Origin of the sequence: Gemmata sp. SH-PL17 (assembly GCF_001610855.1) — a bacterium.
Lineage (GTDB): Bacteria > Planctomycetota > Planctomycetia > Gemmatales > Gemmataceae > Gemmata > Gemmata massiliana.
In genome coordinates, this window is sequence record NZ_CP011271.1 from 3,565,849 (window position 1) to 3,581,430 (window position 15,582).

13 protein-coding genes are annotated in these 15,582 nt (G+C 63.7%); 6 read left to right on the forward strand and 7 right to left on the reverse strand.

Annotated features, from left to right (window positions below; translation table 11 throughout):
* Positions 1–35 precede the first annotated feature (35 nt).
* The gene (locus VT84_RS14910; protein WP_082840106.1) at positions 36–569 is read left to right on the forward strand and encodes a hypothetical protein; all 534 of its coding nucleotides are present in this window, start codon (positions 36–38) and stop codon (positions 567–569) included.
* 96 nt (positions 570–665) lie between these two features.
* Here the strand turns inward: VT84_RS14910 and VT84_RS14915 are convergent, their stop codons facing one another.
* The 3 genes from VT84_RS14915 to VT84_RS14925 form a co-directional block, all read right to left on the reverse strand.
* Positions 666–3,770 (reverse strand): efflux RND transporter permease subunit, encoded by a 3,105-nt coding sequence (locus VT84_RS14915; RefSeq protein ID WP_082840107.1) that lies wholly within the window; start codon positions 3,768–3,770, stop codon positions 666–668.
* A gap of 5 nt (positions 3,771–3,775) precedes the next feature.
* Positions 3,776–5,281, reverse strand: a complete 1,506-nt coding sequence (locus tag VT84_RS14920; RefSeq protein ID WP_082840108.1) for an efflux RND transporter periplasmic adaptor subunit — start codon at positions 5,279–5,281, stop codon at positions 3,776–3,778.
* A gap of 233 nt (positions 5,282–5,514) precedes the next feature.
* Complete coding sequence (locus VT84_RS14925) at positions 5,515–5,961, reverse strand: hypothetical protein (RefSeq protein ID WP_052557711.1); 447 nt, start codon at positions 5,959–5,961, stop codon at positions 5,515–5,517.
* Positions 5,962–6,123: 162 nt separating this feature from the next.
* Here VT84_RS14925 and VT84_RS14930 point away from each other — a divergent pair, with 162 nt between their 5' ends.
* The 5 genes from VT84_RS14930 (at position 6,124) to VT84_RS14950 (ending at position 11,342) form a co-directional block, all read left to right on the forward strand.
* A complete protein-coding gene (locus VT84_RS14930; RefSeq protein WP_052557709.1) occupies positions 6,124–6,894 on the forward strand; it encodes an AraC family transcriptional regulator in 771 nt (256 codons plus the stop codon).
* 117 nt (positions 6,895–7,011) lie between these two features.
* Positions 7,012–7,734 (forward strand): hypothetical protein, encoded by a 723-nt coding sequence (locus tag VT84_RS14935; protein WP_082840109.1) that lies wholly within the window; start codon positions 7,012–7,014, stop codon positions 7,732–7,734.
* A gap of 175 nt (positions 7,735–7,909) precedes the next feature.
* The gene (locus VT84_RS14940; protein ID WP_082840110.1) at positions 7,910–8,740 is read left to right on the forward strand and encodes a hypothetical protein; all 831 of its coding nucleotides are present in this window, start codon (positions 7,910–7,912) and stop codon (positions 8,738–8,740) included.
* A 267-nt stretch (positions 8,741–9,007) separates the two neighbouring features.
* On the forward strand, positions 9,008–10,594 hold the full coding sequence (locus VT84_RS14945) for a 2-isopropylmalate synthase (protein WP_082840111.1): 1,587 nt from the start codon (positions 9,008–9,010) through the stop codon (positions 10,592–10,594).
* A gap of 37 nt (positions 10,595–10,631) precedes the next feature.
* Complete coding sequence (locus VT84_RS14950) at positions 10,632–11,342, forward strand: Uma2 family endonuclease (RefSeq protein ID WP_082843298.1); 711 nt, start codon at positions 10,632–10,634, stop codon at positions 11,340–11,342.
* Positions 11,343–11,388: 46 nt separating this feature from the next.
* Here the strand turns inward: VT84_RS14950 and VT84_RS14955 are convergent, their stop codons facing one another.
* From VT84_RS14955 to VT84_RS14970, 4 genes are read right to left on the reverse strand one after another with little or no spacing between them, the layout of a single operon-like run.
* The gene (locus VT84_RS14955; protein ID WP_082840112.1) at positions 11,389–12,081 is read right to left on the reverse strand and encodes an HAD family hydrolase; all 693 of its coding nucleotides are present in this window, start codon (positions 12,079–12,081) and stop codon (positions 11,389–11,391) included.
* Between the two features lies 1 nt (position 12,082).
* Positions 12,083–12,415 carry a hypothetical protein gene (locus VT84_RS14960; RefSeq protein ID WP_052557700.1) on the reverse strand — a complete coding sequence of 111 codons (333 nt, stop codon included), beginning with the start codon at positions 12,413–12,415 and terminating at the stop codon, positions 12,083–12,085.
* Between the two features lie 20 nt (positions 12,416–12,435).
* A complete protein-coding gene (locus VT84_RS14965; RefSeq protein ID WP_052557697.1) occupies positions 12,436–13,374 on the reverse strand; it encodes a hypothetical protein in 939 nt (312 codons plus the stop codon).
* Complete coding sequence (locus VT84_RS14970) at positions 13,371–15,446, reverse strand: DUF58 domain-containing protein (RefSeq protein WP_052557695.1); 2,076 nt, start codon at positions 15,444–15,446, stop codon at positions 13,371–13,373. The genes VT84_RS14965 and VT84_RS14970 overlap by 4 nt, the downstream gene beginning before the upstream one ends.
* Positions 15,447–15,582 lie beyond the last annotated feature (136 nt).

Here is a 15,582-nt window from a genome sequence, read left to right on the forward strand (position 1 = left end):
TCTCCTACGTTCGCCCCAACCGTAGGAGGATAGCCATGACGGGGCACGATAGTCACACCAACCTGACGTGCGAATATCTCGAAGACCGCGATACACCGGCCGGGAACGTCACCGCCATGCTGTCGGGCGGGGCGCTGATCGTTACGGGCGACGATGCGTTTAACCGCGTCCGGATCGAACAGGACGGCGCCGGGAACCTGTCTGTGATCGGTCTGGCGGGCACCACGGTGAACGGGCAATCGGCCGTCTACATCGGTCAGGGGATCCCGTCCGGCGTGTTCGTCGATCTGGGCAACGGCCAGGACTATCTGGAGATGGTCGGCGTGTATGCCGGGACGATTAACGTCCAGGGCGGGAACGACGGCGACGGCCTGTACTTGTGGAACGTCGGGGCGTCCGGGAACATCGAGGTTCACAGCGGCGAGGCCAACGACACGCTGTTCGCGTCGGGTGTGGTCGCTGGTGGCGCGCTGGTGCTCGACGGTGGGAACGCTTATGACATCATCCACGTCGATAACAGTTGGGGGAACGGCGGGACGTTCTTCGTGAATAACGAGGCTCCGTTCTAACTCGTTTGCCCCAGTAGCTGCGCAAGGGTGTGGGAACCGTTCCCACACCCTTTTTTGTTACGCCATCGCACAAGTCTCTTTGAACGGGAAGTAGGTTCACAGCCTTTCTTGTTCCGGGCTTCCCGCTTCCGGATCGAACCAGCGGTAAACGGCCGGGATGACGAACAGAGTCAACAACGTGGATGTCACGAGCCCGCCGATAACGACCGTGGCCAGAGGCTTTTGCACTTCGGCCCCGGACCCGCTGGAAAACGCCATTGGGATAAACCCGAGCATCGCGACGAGGGCCGTCATGAGCACCGGGCGGACGCGCATCATGGCGCCTCCGAAGGCGGCCTCGTGCGCGTCCTGGCCCGATTTGCGCAACTCCACAACGTAAGTTACGAGCACGACCCCGTTCAGCACTGCGACCCCGAACAGTGCGATGAACCCGACGCCGGCCGAGATAGACAGGTCCATTCCCCGAAGCCACAGTGCGAACACGCCACCTGACGCGGCCAGCGGCACGTTCAGGAATATCAGTGCCGCCAACTTGGTCGAATTGAACGTGGAGTGCAGAAGCACAAAGATGAGCAGCAGTGCGACCGGCACGGCCACGGAGAGGCGCCGAGTGGCTTCCTGCAAGTTCTTGAACTGTCCGCCCCACGCGACCGAGTAGCCGGTGGGCAACTTCACCTTCTCGTCCACGACCTTTTGTGCTTCCGCGACGAACCCGGCGAGGTCGCGCCCGCGCACGTTGCACGAGATCACCGCCCGGCGCCGGATCGCGTCGCGGCTGATTTGTGCGGGGCCGTCGTCGAACTTCAGTTCCGCGAGGTGCTCGAGGGGAATGGGGCGCCCCTGCGTATCGGGCACGGTGACGCGCTTGAGACGGTCCAGGTCTTCCCGCACGGATTCCGGGAACCGCACCTGGAGTGGGAACCGGCGCTGCCCCTCGAACACCTCCCCTACTTCTCTCCCGCCCATGACGGCCACCGCATCAAGGACCGCCCGCGCGTTAATTCCGTGGCGCGCGAGTGCGTCTCTGCGCAGAATTACGCGCAGGTACGGTAAGCCACCCGTCTGTTCGACCGCGACGTCCGCCGCGCCCGGCACCTTACTGACCGCGGCCGCGACGTCTTCTGCGGTCGCGCGCAGCGTTTCGAGGTCGTCACCGTAAACGCTGATCCCCACGTCCGATTTGACCCCGGCAATTAGTTCCGCCACGCGCAACTCGATCGGCTGCGAGAAGGCGTAGACCTGCCCGGGCACTTCGCTCTCCAACTTCTCCTCCATCGCCTTGACCAGTTCCTCCTTGCTGGCGAAGCGCCACGAATCGCGCGGTTTCAGCGCGACGATCACGTCCGTGAGGTTAATCGTCATCGGGTCGTTGGCGATTTCGGGCCGACCGCTCTTGGAAATGACGGACTCGACCTCGGGCATCTCGCGGAGACATTTCTCGATCCGCGTCGTCATTTCGACAGACGTTTCGAGCGAGGCACTGGGGAGCCGCGTGGCCTGGATCGCGACCGACCCCTCGTCCAGTTTCGGGATGAACACGGCCCCCATGTGTAGCGCCGTCCACGCGCTCAGTGCGAACACCCCGGCAGAGGTGGCCAGAACCGTTCGCGGGAACCGCACCGCGAGGTGCAGGAGCGGCTGGTAAACCGCTTTCGCCCACCGCACCAGGAGCGGTTCGTGTTCGGACGCGCTGCGGAGGAAGATGGACGCCAGCACCGGCATCAGCACGAGTGCCAGCGCGAGGGACGTGAGGAGCGCGAAAATGACCGTGAGTGCCATCGGCCGGAACATCTTCCCCTCCACCCCGCGGAGCGAGAGGATCGGGAGGTACACGAGCAGAATGATGCCCACGCCGAACACAACCGGTCGGGCAACCTCGCCGCACGCGGCACGAATAACCTCGATCGGCGCGCGTTCGTCTCGGTTGTGGTGCCGGTGCTCGGCCACTCGGCGAACGACGTTCTCGATCAGCACAACGCTGCCGTCCACGATCAGCCCGAAGTCAATCGCACCGAGGCTCATGAGGTTGCCGGACAACCCCGCGGCCCACATCCCCACGAACGCGCCGGCCATCGCGAGCGGGACCGCCAGCGCGACGATCAGGCCGGCCCGCAGGCTTCCCAGGAGCACGAGCAACACGATCGCAACGAGTACGCCGCCTTCCAGGAGGTTCGTTTTTAGTGTGTGAACCGTGCGCTCGACCAGTTCCGTTCGGTCGTAGACGACGTCGATTTCCACACCTTCCGGGAGCGTTTTCTTGATGTGCTCCATCTTCTCTTTGCTGGCGCGTACCACTTCGCGTGAGTTCTCCCCCGCGAGCAGCATGACGATCCCGACGACGGCTTCTCCCGTCCCGTCGCGAGTCGTGGCGCCTTGTCGCAATACAGGCGCGAACTGGACGTCGGCGACCTGGTGGACGTAGACCGGTGTGCCGTCTCCGCGTGCGTCCAGTACCACGTTGCGCACGTCGTCGAGCGAGCGAATCAGCCCCTCGCCGCGCACGATGCGCTGTTCCTGGGATCGCAGCAGCAGGTACCCGCCGCCCTCGTTCGTGTTGTTCTGTTGGAGCGCGGTGAACAGTTTTTCGAGCGAGATGTTGTACGCCCGGAGCTTTTCTGGATCGGGGCGGACCTGATAGGCGCGCGACTGTCCCCCGTTGGTGTTCACCTCGGTGACGCCGGGCACCCCGCGGAGCTGCGGGGCGATTTGCCAGTCCAGGGTCTCCCGCAAGCGCATGAGCGAGTGCGCGTAACCCGGCTTGTTGCGGACCTCGAACTGGTAGATTTCACCAAGTCCGGTGGCAATGGGACCGGGCTTCGGCGCGGGTACACCGGGCGGAATCTTCTCGCGCGCTTCGGTGAGCCGCTCGTTGACCTGTTGTCGCGCCCAGTAAATGTCCGTCCCTTCCTCGAACACGACCGTCACCACCGAGAGGCCGAACTGGGACACCGAACGGATTTCCTCGACGCGAGGAAGCCCACTCATGGACGTCTCGACGGGAATCGTGACCGCCTGCTCCACTTCCAGGGGGCCGAGGGCCGGCGCGGTCGTCATGACCTGGACCTGGACGTTGGTCACATCAGGTACGGCATCGACCGGTAACCGACCCGCGGCGTATACGCCCGCGGCCAGAAGGAGGAACGTTCCGAGGATCACCAGAAAACGATTCGCAATGGCGAAGTCAATAACGCGCACAAACATCGCGCTTATTCCCCCACCATTTGGTCTTTGAGCAGCTCAGACTTGAGCACGAATCCGCCGCGCACGACCACTGCTTCACCGACCCGGACACCGTCGGTTATTTCAACCGCCTCGCCCGCTTGTCGGCCCAGTGCCACTTCGCGCTTGGCGAACGTGTCCGTGCCGGTGACCACGAACACGAACGGCTTGTTCTCGTGACGGAGGACCGCCGACGCGGGTACCTGGATCACCGGATCGGACGTGCCGGTGTCGAACCCGACCTCGACCATTGTGCCGGGCTTGAGTGCTCGCTCGGGATTCGGTGTTTCGGCCGTCAGTGTCAGTGTTCGGGACGATTTGTCGATGACGTCGCCGGTGTACACAACCGTCGCCGTTCGCTCGGAGATGCCCGCCAAGTCCGAACGGAACACGACCGTTCGACCCGCGAGTCTGCGAATCAGGGGCAGGTCAGCCTCGAACACGTCCGCCTGAATCCAGACGGTCGACAGGTCGGACAACACGAACAGTTGCGATTGCGGCCCGACGCGCTCGGACAGCACCACGTGTTTTTCGACCACGGTGCCCGCGAACGGCGCCCGGATCGTGAGCAGCGACGCCTTCGCGCCTTCCGCGAGTGGGTCGAGGGTGTCGATAGTTTCAGGGGCCAATCCGAGGGCCACGAGTTTGGCCCGGGTGATGTCCACCGCCGTTTCCGCTTCACGGAGCTTGAGTTCCGCTTGTCGGACCTGATACTTCACCTGATAACGGAGGTCTTCAACGAGACTGGTGTAAGTCGCATTAGCCGCGTCCGCTTCGGATTGCACCTTGAGCGCGACGGATTCGGGCACGGCACCGGCCGAGGACCGGAGTGACGCGAGCTGCGTGCGAAGTTGCTCCTTCCGCGTGTACGCACCTAAGAGCTGGGCGCGCCAGTCACCGATCGGCTTGTCCGTCAGCTTTTTCTCGATCTCGCCCAGCGGCGTATCGGCAGCAAGGAGCTTGAGCAGTTCGGCCGCGTTAGTGGTCGTCGTTCGGGTGCGTGTGGCCGCTTCGCGCTCGGTGGCGAGGGCCGCTCGCGCTCGGACCAGTTCCAGCTTCAGGGAACTCAGCTCGCGGCAATCGATGACGGCTAGTACGTCGCCGGCCGCGACATTGTGCCCGAGGCGCACGGGAACTTCGCGCACGATCCCTTCGACCGGCGGGCAGATGTGGGCGACGCGCTCGTCGTTGAGAGCCACGCGGCCCGTGCGCCAGGTATTCACCCGGAGCGGAGCGGCCGAAACGAGTGCCGTATCGACTCCAGCCGCGGACTGCTTGTCCTTGGGCATCGTGATGGTGTCTTTGTCGCTCTCGGCACGTTTTTCGGAGTCGTCCGGTTTGGTTGGGGAGGGAGCGCGAAACGCTCCAGAGGCGATGACCCCCGCACCTCCGGCGCCAAGCCCCAGGACCAGTAGCGCCGCGATCCACCAACGCCGGACCCGCGCGGGTAACGCGCCCGACGCCGGTTCTCGGCGAGTAAGCACTTCGCTCATTGTGTTCCCTCGTTGCATCGCGTGCGTGCGCAGCGACCGGCACTCAGGCCGCGGTCGGACGCGCTCGGTGTGAAGGCCCGGAACGCGCGCGTGGCGCGGTCACGGAACGAACAACGGTTTGTGCGAACAGTTGGAACAGCCCAGCGACGGGTGCGTTCGGTGGACACCACCTGCGCTGCTACCGGGCGTGACGCCGGTACGCGCGGGACGAGTCGCGGGGCCGGTGCGAGTGGCTAAATCGTGAGCGTGAGGTAGCGGAGGTACAGCGGGCAGTTCTGAGAGCGGAGCCGATCACTGTGCTGCGTGAGGTGCGCCGACACGCGGACGTTGCCGTCGAGAGACAACACTTGTGCGACGGGCGTCGCGTACAAGTGGCTGTCACTCACATCCTGTTTCGCGCGCTCGGGAGCCACTGTTGCAGCTTCGACGTAAAGCGCGTCGGCGTCGTGGTCCCAGGGCGTGTCCTCGTCGGCCTGGATTGCCGAAGAGTTAGAGCCACAATCGCAACGAGAACCCGTACTCGGGTGCGAAGCAGCCGAACGGAACAGGTGGAAGTGGAGGTGCGGTTGGGAGTGTTGTGTCGATTCTTGCTCTGAGCCGGTGTGGACGTGCGGCGCCGCAGCGAGCTGCGTGAGCAGCACACTCGGTATCAGCAACAGCGTGACAACGAGCCGCGTCATGAGGTCAACGATCTCGGTACCGCACGAATCCCACGTGGATTAAGGGTAACTCGATCTCACGTGCTGTCAAGTATTACGCGGGCGACGCGAACCCGTTCCGACCACCGAGCGAGGCAGCCGGTGCGGGTTCTACAATGATAGCCCTCCTTCCGTGTGACGCACATGAACATTCCAAACCTGCCCGCATTTGATTCGGACCGTGACACGGTTCACATCCGTCGTAAGGTTCGATTTGTTCGCGGTGGGTTGGTCGGAATGTCGGAAGAGATCACGGTGCCGGTTGCACACCGGGCGGTGATGGGGACGGGGCCGTACTGGTTCTTCGCGCGGATCGAACGGGACGCCGGGGCGATCGGGTGCCAGCGTGCGGACGGAGTGGCGTGGGTGCCGTTCGATCGGTTCTGTTGGTTCCTCCCGCCCTATTCACTGGTGGAACTTCAATTTCAGGAGTTCCACTGCGTTTCGACGGGTGTCTTTTGCAGCGGCCCGTTTCCCGAAGGCGTCGGGAACGAACCAATTCTGTTTGAAGCACCAACAGACCCATGTCCAGAAACGCCCGAAGTGATTGCGGCGCTGGTCGCGGGTGCGGGGAAGTCGATTCAGATCAGCCGATCGCAAACCCCAACCGCGCTTGGCTCCGCGTGCAAAAACGTGATCGATCGACACTTCGACTCGGCCGTGCCACTGTCCGAATTGGCCCAAACACTTCACGTTTGCCCCGCGCAGTTCAGTCGGGCGTTCAAGCGCGATTACGGTGTCCCGCCCCGCGTGTATCGGCACCGCTTACGGGTGCTGCACGCGATTATGAAGTTGCTCGCTGGGGACAAAATCGCACAGGTCGGGTTCGACGTCGGATTCGGGGATCTGAGCCGCTTTTACAAGCAGTTCCGAGCGGTTACGCGAACATCCCCGGGCACCTATGCGCCGGGGTAGTCGCACGTTGCCCTCAGTTTAGCCAAGTGTTCTCGGATCCAATTCGGTACGGTTCCGAAATACTGTGACCGCGAAAGCGTCTCTGGTAGGATGCTCCCACAACTCCGGAGGACCGCGATGCACTACGCTCTATTAGCTCTCTGGTTCGTTGCCCCAACTACACCGTTTACGACCGCCGCTCCCGTTCCGAACGATCCGGCGGCGGTGCGTAAACTGCTCGACGCTCAGTGGGCCGATTTGGAGAAAGGCGAGCCGGACGCATCGAAAGCACTTCTGGCGCTCGCGGGGCGCCCGAAGGACGCCGTTCCTTACCTGCGCGAGCACCTGAAGCCCTTGAAACTGACGAAGGAACGAGTTCAGCAACTCCTGACCGACTTGGGGAGCGACAAGGAGGCGGTGTGGAAGGGCGCCTTTTACGAGTTGGAATACCAAGACCCGCGCCTGGCGATCGAATTGGTAGACCTGATGGACCAAGTCACAGAAGCCCCGGCTCGGCAACGGCTGGTCACGGTACTGAGCGGGCGGAGCTTGGAGTACCTGGACAAGTACCTGATGAATAAAGCCGTTACCCTGCGGCCACTCGGAAAGGGAGAAGGGTACAACTTCCAGGCCGAAGGGTCGTGGTGGGCCGAGCACAAGGTGGACCGGCTCAACGTCGGGGAGTTTGTCGGGTGCCCCAAGCGGAAGTGGACGCGAGCCGTTCGCGCGATTTCGCTCCTGGAATTCTTCGGAACGCCGGACGCGGTGGCGACCCTGAAGGAACTTGCGGCCGGGCACCCCGACGCGCAACCCACCAAGATGGCTAAAGAGGCACTGGACCGGTTGAAAGATAAACCGTAATCGCTCCTCGGGCGCGTCACCTTCGATCCGGTACTTGTTTGGTCTCAATTGTGGGGTTGGAGTGGGCGCGAGACGTGTGCCAAATTGAGTGGGCGCGGTAGAGGGGTTGACGGGAGAATATTAAGCGGTACTATACGTCTGTTTTATCCCGCCACCTGTTCTAATTGAGCCGCCCATGCTTGTTACGGCCCCTCGTATCACCACACGCGCTCTTCTCGCACTCGGAACTCTCGGTTCCTTTTTACTCGCACCAGTCCGCGCAGAAGACGATCTGACTCCCGAAACTAAAGCGCTCATTGCGAAGCTCCGCGAGGACACGAAGAGTAAGACGATTGCCACTCGAACTTCGGCTTACAAGGCCCTGGGTGAGTTGGGGGAGAAGGCTAAGGGGCATCGCCGCATTCTCTGCGAAGGGATGTTGGACTCGAATACCTCGGTCCGCACGGCCGCGGCGGACGCCCTCAAGAAGGTTGATGAGCCGATTTACAAATTGGCACTCGGAATCGTGATCGACAAACGTGACGAACACTTCCGGGCGGCGGCTAAACTGGGGGCACACGCGGAACCACTTGCGCCGTTAATTTTGGCTCACGCAACAGCCCTCGTTCCCGTAGCCAGCAAAGAGCCGGGCACCATTGAGAATGGTAAGGCCCGGACGTCTGTGTGTGCAGCCGTTGGCGCCCTTGCGGCAATTGCCCCCGACGATCAGCGCGTGAACCAGGCCGTTATTGCAATGTTAGGCAACCCGTCGGTGACGTTGAGGGAGTGTGCGTTGGGCCACGTTGCGCCGTTGAAAAACAAGAAACTCGCACTGAAGGGCGTGCTGACGATCGCAGGCGCGATGACCGAAGGCCCGGTGGTGCGTGCCCGGGCCGTCGCGCTGGTCCCGTTACTCGTCGACGAGAACACCGCGCCGGCGACGAAGAAGACCCTCACTGGTCTTCGGTTCGATACAGAAGGGCTGGTGCGCGAGGCCGTCGCTAAGGCTCTCGACGACATTAAATAGTCGCCTTTGGCCCGCGTTCGCGTGTGTGAAGAGATTACGTGAACGCTTCCTGTTGATCCGTAGCGTTTCGCGCCGTACACTGCCGGTAGATCAACCCGAACGAGACGGAACCCCGATGACCGTTTTGCCGCTGCTCCTCGACATTCGACTTCTTGGACCGCCGCGGGGCCGGTCTTCTTCGCGTTTCGATCCAAAGTGATTCGATCCACGAGGTTGCAGCGGCCCCGGAACTGAGTTCCGGGGCCGTTTCTGTTTCTGGAGTTACTCATGCCTGTGCCGACCGATCCGAACCGCGTCATCATCTTCGACACCACGCTGCGCGACGGGGAACAGAGCCCCGGGTGCAGCATGAACCTTCCCGAGAAGTTGGAGATGGCCCGCGCGCTTGCGGACCTCGGCGTGGACGTGATCGAGGCCGGGTTCCCGATCGCGTCGCCGGGCGACTTCGAGAGCGTGCAGGCCATCGCGCGGCAGATCCACGGCCCGATCATCGCGGGGCTGGCCCGGTGCAACCCGACCGACATCGATCGCGCCGCCGACGCGGTGAAAGACGCCTCGAAGCCGCGCATCCACGTGTTCCTCGCAACCAGTGCGATCCACCGGGAGTTCAAGCTCCGGATGACCTCGGAAGAGGTCGCGAAACGGGCCGTCGAGGGCGTGAAGCGCGCCCGCGACCGGTGCGCGGACGTGGAATTCTCGCCCGAGGACGCGGCCCGCACCGAACTCGACTTCCTGGCGGAAGTCGTTGAGCGCGCGATCGAGGCCGGCGCGACCACGCTCAACATCCCGGACACGGTCGGGTACGCGGTGCCCACGCACTACGCGGCCATCATCCGGCACCTGAAGCAGCACGTGCGCGGGATCGACAAGTGCGTCCTCTCGGTCCACTGCCACAACGACCTGGGCCTCGCCGTCGCTAACAGCCTGGCGGCGCTGGGCGAGGGCGCGCGTCAGGTAGAATGCACCATCAACGGCATCGGCGAGCGGGCCGGGAACACCTCGCTCGAAGAGGTGGTGATGGCGCTGCACACGCGCTCCGACTTCTACAAACTCGCGACCGGGATTAACACGCGGCACCTGTACCCCGTGAGCCGGAAACTGGCGCACATCACCGGCCAACAGGTGCAGCGGAACAAGGCCATCGTCGGCCAGAACGCCTTCGCCCACGAAGCCGGTATCCACCAGGACGGGATGCTGAAGGAGCGCAGCACCTACGAGATCATGAAGCCCGAAGACGTGGGCATCCCGCAAACGGAACTGGTGCTGGGCAAGCACAGCGGCCGGCACGCCCTCAAGCAGCGCGTCACCGATCTCGGGTACCGACTCACTGAGGAGCAACTGAACCGCGTGTTCGAGGAGTTCAAGAAGCTCGCGGACAAGAAGAAGGAGATCTACGACGCGGACATCGAAGCCCTGGCGGAGAACCAACTCCAGGCCGGCACCGGTAACTTGTGGACGCTCGTCGGCTTCACCAGCACCGCGGGCACCGGGTCGCAGACTTCGGCCGCGGTCACGCTGAAGCACCTTGACGGCACCGTGCGCCGCGACGCGGCCATCGGGAACGGTCCCATCGACGCGCTCATCAAGGCGATCAACCGCATCACCGGCGCGGAGGTGAAGGTGGTGGACTACCGCGTGCGGTCGGTGAGCCAGGACATGGACGCACTGGGTGAAGTCAACATCGAGATCGAACACGCCGGCAAGCGGTCGCGCGCCCGTGCGGTCAGCCTCGACGTGGTGGAAGCGAGTGCCCTGGCGTACCTCGAAGTGGTGAACCGCGTCGCGTCGCGCCTGCTCCGCGACCGGCTCAAGCCCACCGACGACGTACCGACCGAAGTTGTCCCCGCGAGCTGAGTCGTGGTATGAGTGGCGCGCACTCATGGAGGGCGCGATGAGTACGAAACTCGCGGGCACCGATTTTGAATCGGTGGGCGATCTGCTTGCCAGTCTTGGGAGCATTTCGCCCGATCGTGTGCGCATGAAACCCACGCCCGGTAGAGCCACCGCGCGCGACGTAGTGCGTCTCCGCACCAAGACGCGCCGGCTCTACGAACTGGTGGACGGCACCCTTGTCGAAAAGATCCTGGGTGTGAAGGAGTCGTTCGTTGCCGTGTGCTTGAGTACCCTCGTGAGCAATTACTCAGAAGCGCGGGGAAACTTGGGTATGGTGCTCGGCGCAGACGGGCCGTTCAAACTGATGGACAAGTTGGTTCGTATCCCGGACGTGTCGTTCACCAACTGGGACCGTGTACCCGATCGGCGCGTGCCCGATGAACCGGTTCCCGAACTCGCGCCCGACCTTGCGGTCGAGATCCTCAGCGAGGGCAACACGCGCGAAGAGATGGACCGCAAGCTCAAAGAATACTTCCTTTCCGAAGTGGCGCTGGTGTGGTTCATCGACCCGCGAAAACGCACGGTGCGAGTTTTCACATCTCCTGATGACGTGACCGAACTGAGCGAAACGGACACTCTCGATGGCGGCGACGTGCTACCCGGGTTCGAGGTCGAGGTGGGGCAGTTGTTTGAGCAACTGCGACCCGCTCCGAAATCCGTCAAATCTCCGAAATCTGGTGGTGCGAAGAAGCCCAAGAAGCGGAAGTAACCATTCGGGCTACCCGCCCTGCGGTGTTTCCGATGCGCGGCGCGAGTTAGGTAAGCAGCTCGCTCAACTTCGTGATGCGGTGCGGAATGTGTGCGTGATCCCCGCGCGGATCGAGGAGAATCGCGTGCATTCCGGCCGTGGTCGCGCCGACGTAGTCGTTATTCAAGTCGTCGCCCACGAATAGCACTTCGTTCGGTTCGCAGTTCGCGATCCGTGCCACTGTTTGGAAGAAGCCCGTACCGGGTTTTCGTACACCTACCGCGGCGCTAATAACCACGCGATCCGCGAGAGCCGCGAGTTCGGGGAAGCCGGCTAGTACGAGCCATAGGCGAGCGTCGTAGTTGGACCCCATCCCGAGGACCAGGCCGCGCGATTGGAGTGCCGCGAACACTTCTGTGGCATCCGGTGCCACGCGCCACGCGGCGGGGCGCGCGAAGTGGTCGAAAAGGTCGCGGTAGCACGCCTCTGGATCGGAAACGCCGGTAAGTGTTTGCGTCACGATGCGGTGCCAGCGCTCGTGTTCGCGCTCCTCGCTCGTCGCCCACTGAGTCGCAACGTCTGCAGCCTCTTCGACGCGGTACGCGGTGATGAACCGGCTCCGCACGTCGCTCGGCGCGAGCTGAAGTCCGTAGCGCTGCGCGACGTCGGCGTAGACCGTCGGTGCAGATGGTTCGGGGAAGAGCAGGGTGCCGACCGCGTCGAAAAAGACCGCGCGCGTATGTACGGGAACGTGGGGCACGTTAGTCCGCCGCTCCGTTTGCTACCGCGCGACTCTTCGGCCCCGGTATCACCGACTTAGCGGACGTGGGGGCGACCGAGCGCGTCGCCATACGGCTCGCCTTGCGCGTGTGCGGCACCGCCGAGTCCGCGAGCGACCGCGCCGCTTGCGCCGCCACCGCGACTTTCAGCAGGTGCAACCCGCCGCGGAAAACGACGAACGCGATGAACGCGGCCGGTCCCGCCTCGAAGATGCGCCGGTTCGTGAGCAGCACGTAGGTGTTCCAGAACTGCCACAGCCCGATGGCGATCAGCCCCCACCCGGCCAGTTCGCGGCTCCAGTATGCGAATCTCATGACGAACCCTTATTTGGTACTCAGTTCCGTCGCTTCGAGCGCCGGGTTTCGTGTTCCCGTTCTTCGCGTTCTGCCCGAATTTCAGCCCGTTTCGCCTCTTCCTCGGCCTTCTGGCGCCCCCAGATGCGCCACTTCTCCACGCGGACCCGCTCGCGGTGCGATTCCGCCCAACTCGTGTCGGTCAGGATCATCGCACCTTCGGCGGCGTTCATTGTCCGGAGCTGCCAGTACCCGAACGCGAGGCGCAGCAAGAGCGTTCCGAAGAACATACCACCGACGATTAGGAAGAACCGGTTCTGGCCGGGGCGAAACTCGCCCGGGACCGGCGCCCGTCGGTACGCGGATACCAGTGAGCTTTTATCGGTCCACCGGAACGGGAAGTCCTCCATCGGCACGAAATCCAGTGAGTTTACCAGCCACCACACGATCTGACCGACGATCACGACCCCGCCCGCGATCCCGATGAGCCACGCGATCTCGTCAGACCGGATGTGGCCCGGCGGGCGCCGCGTGGGGACGTCGCCCTTGCGCCGCACCACGTTCTCGAACGGCACGATCTGGTGAACGAAGCCGAACACGCGGTACTGCGCGCGGAGGTAAACGAGTATCGCCATCACGAGTACCACGTCGGCGACGCGGAAGTGCGTCTCGCGGATCTCGTAGGGGTTCTCGGACCCGAGGTCCGGGATGCCGAACGGGAACACCAGGAAGTACGCGATAATCAGTAGCAGGAACGGGGGCGCGGCCGTCCACCGGAGCACGAGCGCGGCGGCCCCGAAGACCACGACGAGTACGCCGCCCAGGTCGCTCCCGTTCATGAACATGACCATGAAAATCATGGCCAGCGCGCCGAGTGTGGTGAACGTGTACGCGCGCACGGCCCGGTCGCGGAACAGGACGTCGATCACCTGCCGCTGGGTCGGTTCGGCCGTTTGCTGAATTTCGGTCGGGTGACTCATCGGCGGCTCCTCATCCCGCGGAGTCGGTCGAGTCGGTCGAGTACGAGGCGCACCGGGTCGCCGTCGTTCACGCGCATTACCGTTGCCCCGACGCCGCTGAGCGCGCGCCGCATTTGGCGGAACGACTCGTGGTACTGGCGCGTGAGGCTGTCCTGCACGATCTTCGTGATGCGCTTGTGCCGGGCCGCTTGATCGATATCGTCCGGGTGGCGCTTCTTGAATTTCTTCTTTTTGTCCGGCACCGGAGCGGCCGCTTCGGGAACCACGTCCGGCGAGGCCACGTCCGCGGGCCAGGGGACGATCACCATGACGTGGTGCCGTCGCGCGCGGGCCACGCGGCACGCTTTCACGAGCGGTTCGAGGTCCGGGCCGAGTTCGGCGAGATCCGCGAGGATCACGTACAACTCGTTGTCGCGTGCGCGGCCCACGGCCCGAATTATCGCGCCGCCGAGCACCTCGGCCTTCTCCGCGCACCGGAACCGGTACCGCCCTTGTTCGTCGTAGAGCGGGATCGGGCACCGGAGGTGGTGGTACTGGAGGAACTGCGCCACGCGCTCGGCGTAGGCCTCGTCGTCGTGAACGTAGCGCTCGATAGCATCCGGCCCGGTACCGTCCTGAAGCGAGAACAGTGCCGACAAGCGCTTTCGCCGCGTGAGTTCGCCCGCACGCGGCCCGAACCACCCGCGGAACCCGTGAATGAACCAGAACAACCCCGCAATGACCGACGGGAGTAACAGCAGGTTGGCCCAGATGAATAGGGCTACCGCGATGCGTAAGGCCCACTGCATCCCGCGCGTGGAGCGGACCGCGAACTCGAACGTGCCGCTCATCCAGCTCGCGTAGATTTTCTGGAGCCACGTCGGGAGCGGTGCGCTGCCGGGGCTGAACATGCCACCGAGCCGATACGCGAGCAGGCACGGCGGGACGACCAGGAGGAACAGAACGATCCAGCCCCACCACTTTTCGAGGAGCGGAATCCACAACCGGCTCAGCGGCATCGAGTTTGTCGGCTTCGCCATCAGTTCCGGGTACAACTCGTGCGCGAGCGGGTACGCGCGGCGCGTGAGGTGCTCGGCCGGCACGCCCTTCGTTCCGGGTTGCAGCGCGGAGACTTCCGCCAGCCGGCGCATCACGTTGATCGTGTGCGTCTGCGTGCGGGCCGGGGCGATCGGGGTCACAGTCTGATCGTCGAAGGTGGTTAGACCCACGAGGTCGCGGTTCGCCGTCGAAGCTTGTGCGACCACGGCCGCGACCCCGGCCATGCGCGTGAGGAGCGTGTTACCCGGTGGACCCAGACGCACGCCCTCGCTGGTATCGAGGAACAGCACGCACCGCACGGGTACGTCGCTCTCGTATTCCTTCGTAATGAGCTTGTCTTTGCGGGCCGAAGCCTTCCACGCGATCATCTTCGGCGGGTCACCGGGGCGGTAGTCTCGCAGATCCAACAGTTCGTCGCCCGAACCGGGCCGGCGCAGGCGGTGAATCCCAGGGGGCGGGAGTGTGTTGAATCTCTTGTCGGCGCGCTGCCGGCCCTCCTCGTTCATGAGCGGCGGCAGTACAAGGAATTCGACCGCGTCGCGCAGGAACACGCGGCGGTAGAAGAACCCGTGGAGGTCGGCGACGCGGACCTTCACGCCCTCGAACCGGAGCACACCCGGTGCGGGGCACTTGAGCGTGTAAATCACGTCGGCCGGTTCGCCGGGGGCGATCGTGGCGTGGTCCGCGGTTTCGCCTTCAATGATGTCCGCGCCCGAGGGGAGCCGGTCCTCGACCACCGCGTAGTCGATGGTGACGAAGCCGTCGTGCCTGACACGAACGCGCACCTCGAACGGCACGTTGGCCCATAACATGGGGGCGTCGCGCCCGCCCTGCATGACCCAGCGGCGCACGCGCAACCGGGACACGGCCGCGTTCGATTTGAAGTGAAACTGGACCCACTCCCACACGAACCACACGAACAGTGTGACGGAGAGAATGGCCGGCACCGCGGTGTGGTAGGGCACGACGAACGCCCCGAACACCAGGAGGAAGCCGACGATCAGGACGAACCACCAGCCGCGCGCGGTAAGCATTCGTCATCGGTCCTTGTCGTTGATCGAGGGGCCGTCGAGGGCACGGCTAACAAATGCTAACGTTTCCGGCCCGGAAACGGTCCTATGCCCGTTTTTTGGGGCGTCAATTGACACTAACAGCTTGATAGTATTGGTG

What these genes read in the sequence shown, in the direction of transcription:
- VT84_RS14910 (WP_082840106.1), top strand. Translation starts at nt 36, where the DNA reads ATGACGGGGCACGATAGTCACACCAACCTGACGTGCGAATATCTCGAA.
- VT84_RS14915 (WP_082840107.1), bottom strand. Translation starts at nt 3,770, where the DNA reads ATGTTTGTGCGCGTTATTGACTTCGCCATTGCGAATCGTTTTCTGGTG.
- VT84_RS14920 (WP_082840108.1), bottom strand. Translation starts at nt 5,281, where the DNA reads ATGAGCGAAGTGCTTACTCGCCGAGAACCGGCGTCGGGCGCGTTACCC.
- VT84_RS14925 (WP_052557711.1), bottom strand. Translation starts at nt 5,961, where the DNA reads ATGACGCGGCTCGTTGTCACGCTGTTGCTGATACCGAGTGTGCTGCTC.
- VT84_RS14930 (WP_052557709.1), top strand. Translation starts at nt 6,124, where the DNA reads ATGAACATTCCAAACCTGCCCGCATTTGATTCGGACCGTGACACGGTT.
- VT84_RS14935 (WP_082840109.1), top strand. Translation starts at nt 7,012, where the DNA reads ATGCACTACGCTCTATTAGCTCTCTGGTTCGTTGCCCCAACTACACCG.
- VT84_RS14940 (WP_082840110.1), top strand. Translation starts at nt 7,910, where the DNA reads ATGCTTGTTACGGCCCCTCGTATCACCACACGCGCTCTTCTCGCACTC.
- VT84_RS14945 (WP_082840111.1), top strand. Translation starts at nt 9,008, where the DNA reads ATGCCTGTGCCGACCGATCCGAACCGCGTCATCATCTTCGACACCACG.
- VT84_RS14950 (WP_082843298.1), top strand. Translation starts at nt 10,632, where the DNA reads ATGAGTACGAAACTCGCGGGCACCGATTTTGAATCGGTGGGCGATCTG.
- VT84_RS14960 (WP_052557700.1), bottom strand. Translation starts at nt 12,415, where the DNA reads ATGAGATTCGCATACTGGAGCCGCGAACTGGCCGGGTGGGGGCTGATC.
- VT84_RS14965 (WP_052557697.1), bottom strand. Translation starts at nt 13,374, where the DNA reads ATGAGTCACCCGACCGAAATTCAGCAAACGGCCGAACCGACCCAGCGG.
- VT84_RS14970 (WP_052557695.1), bottom strand. Translation starts at nt 15,446, where the DNA reads ATGCTTACCGCGCGCGGCTGGTGGTTCGTCCTGATCGTCGGCTTCCTC.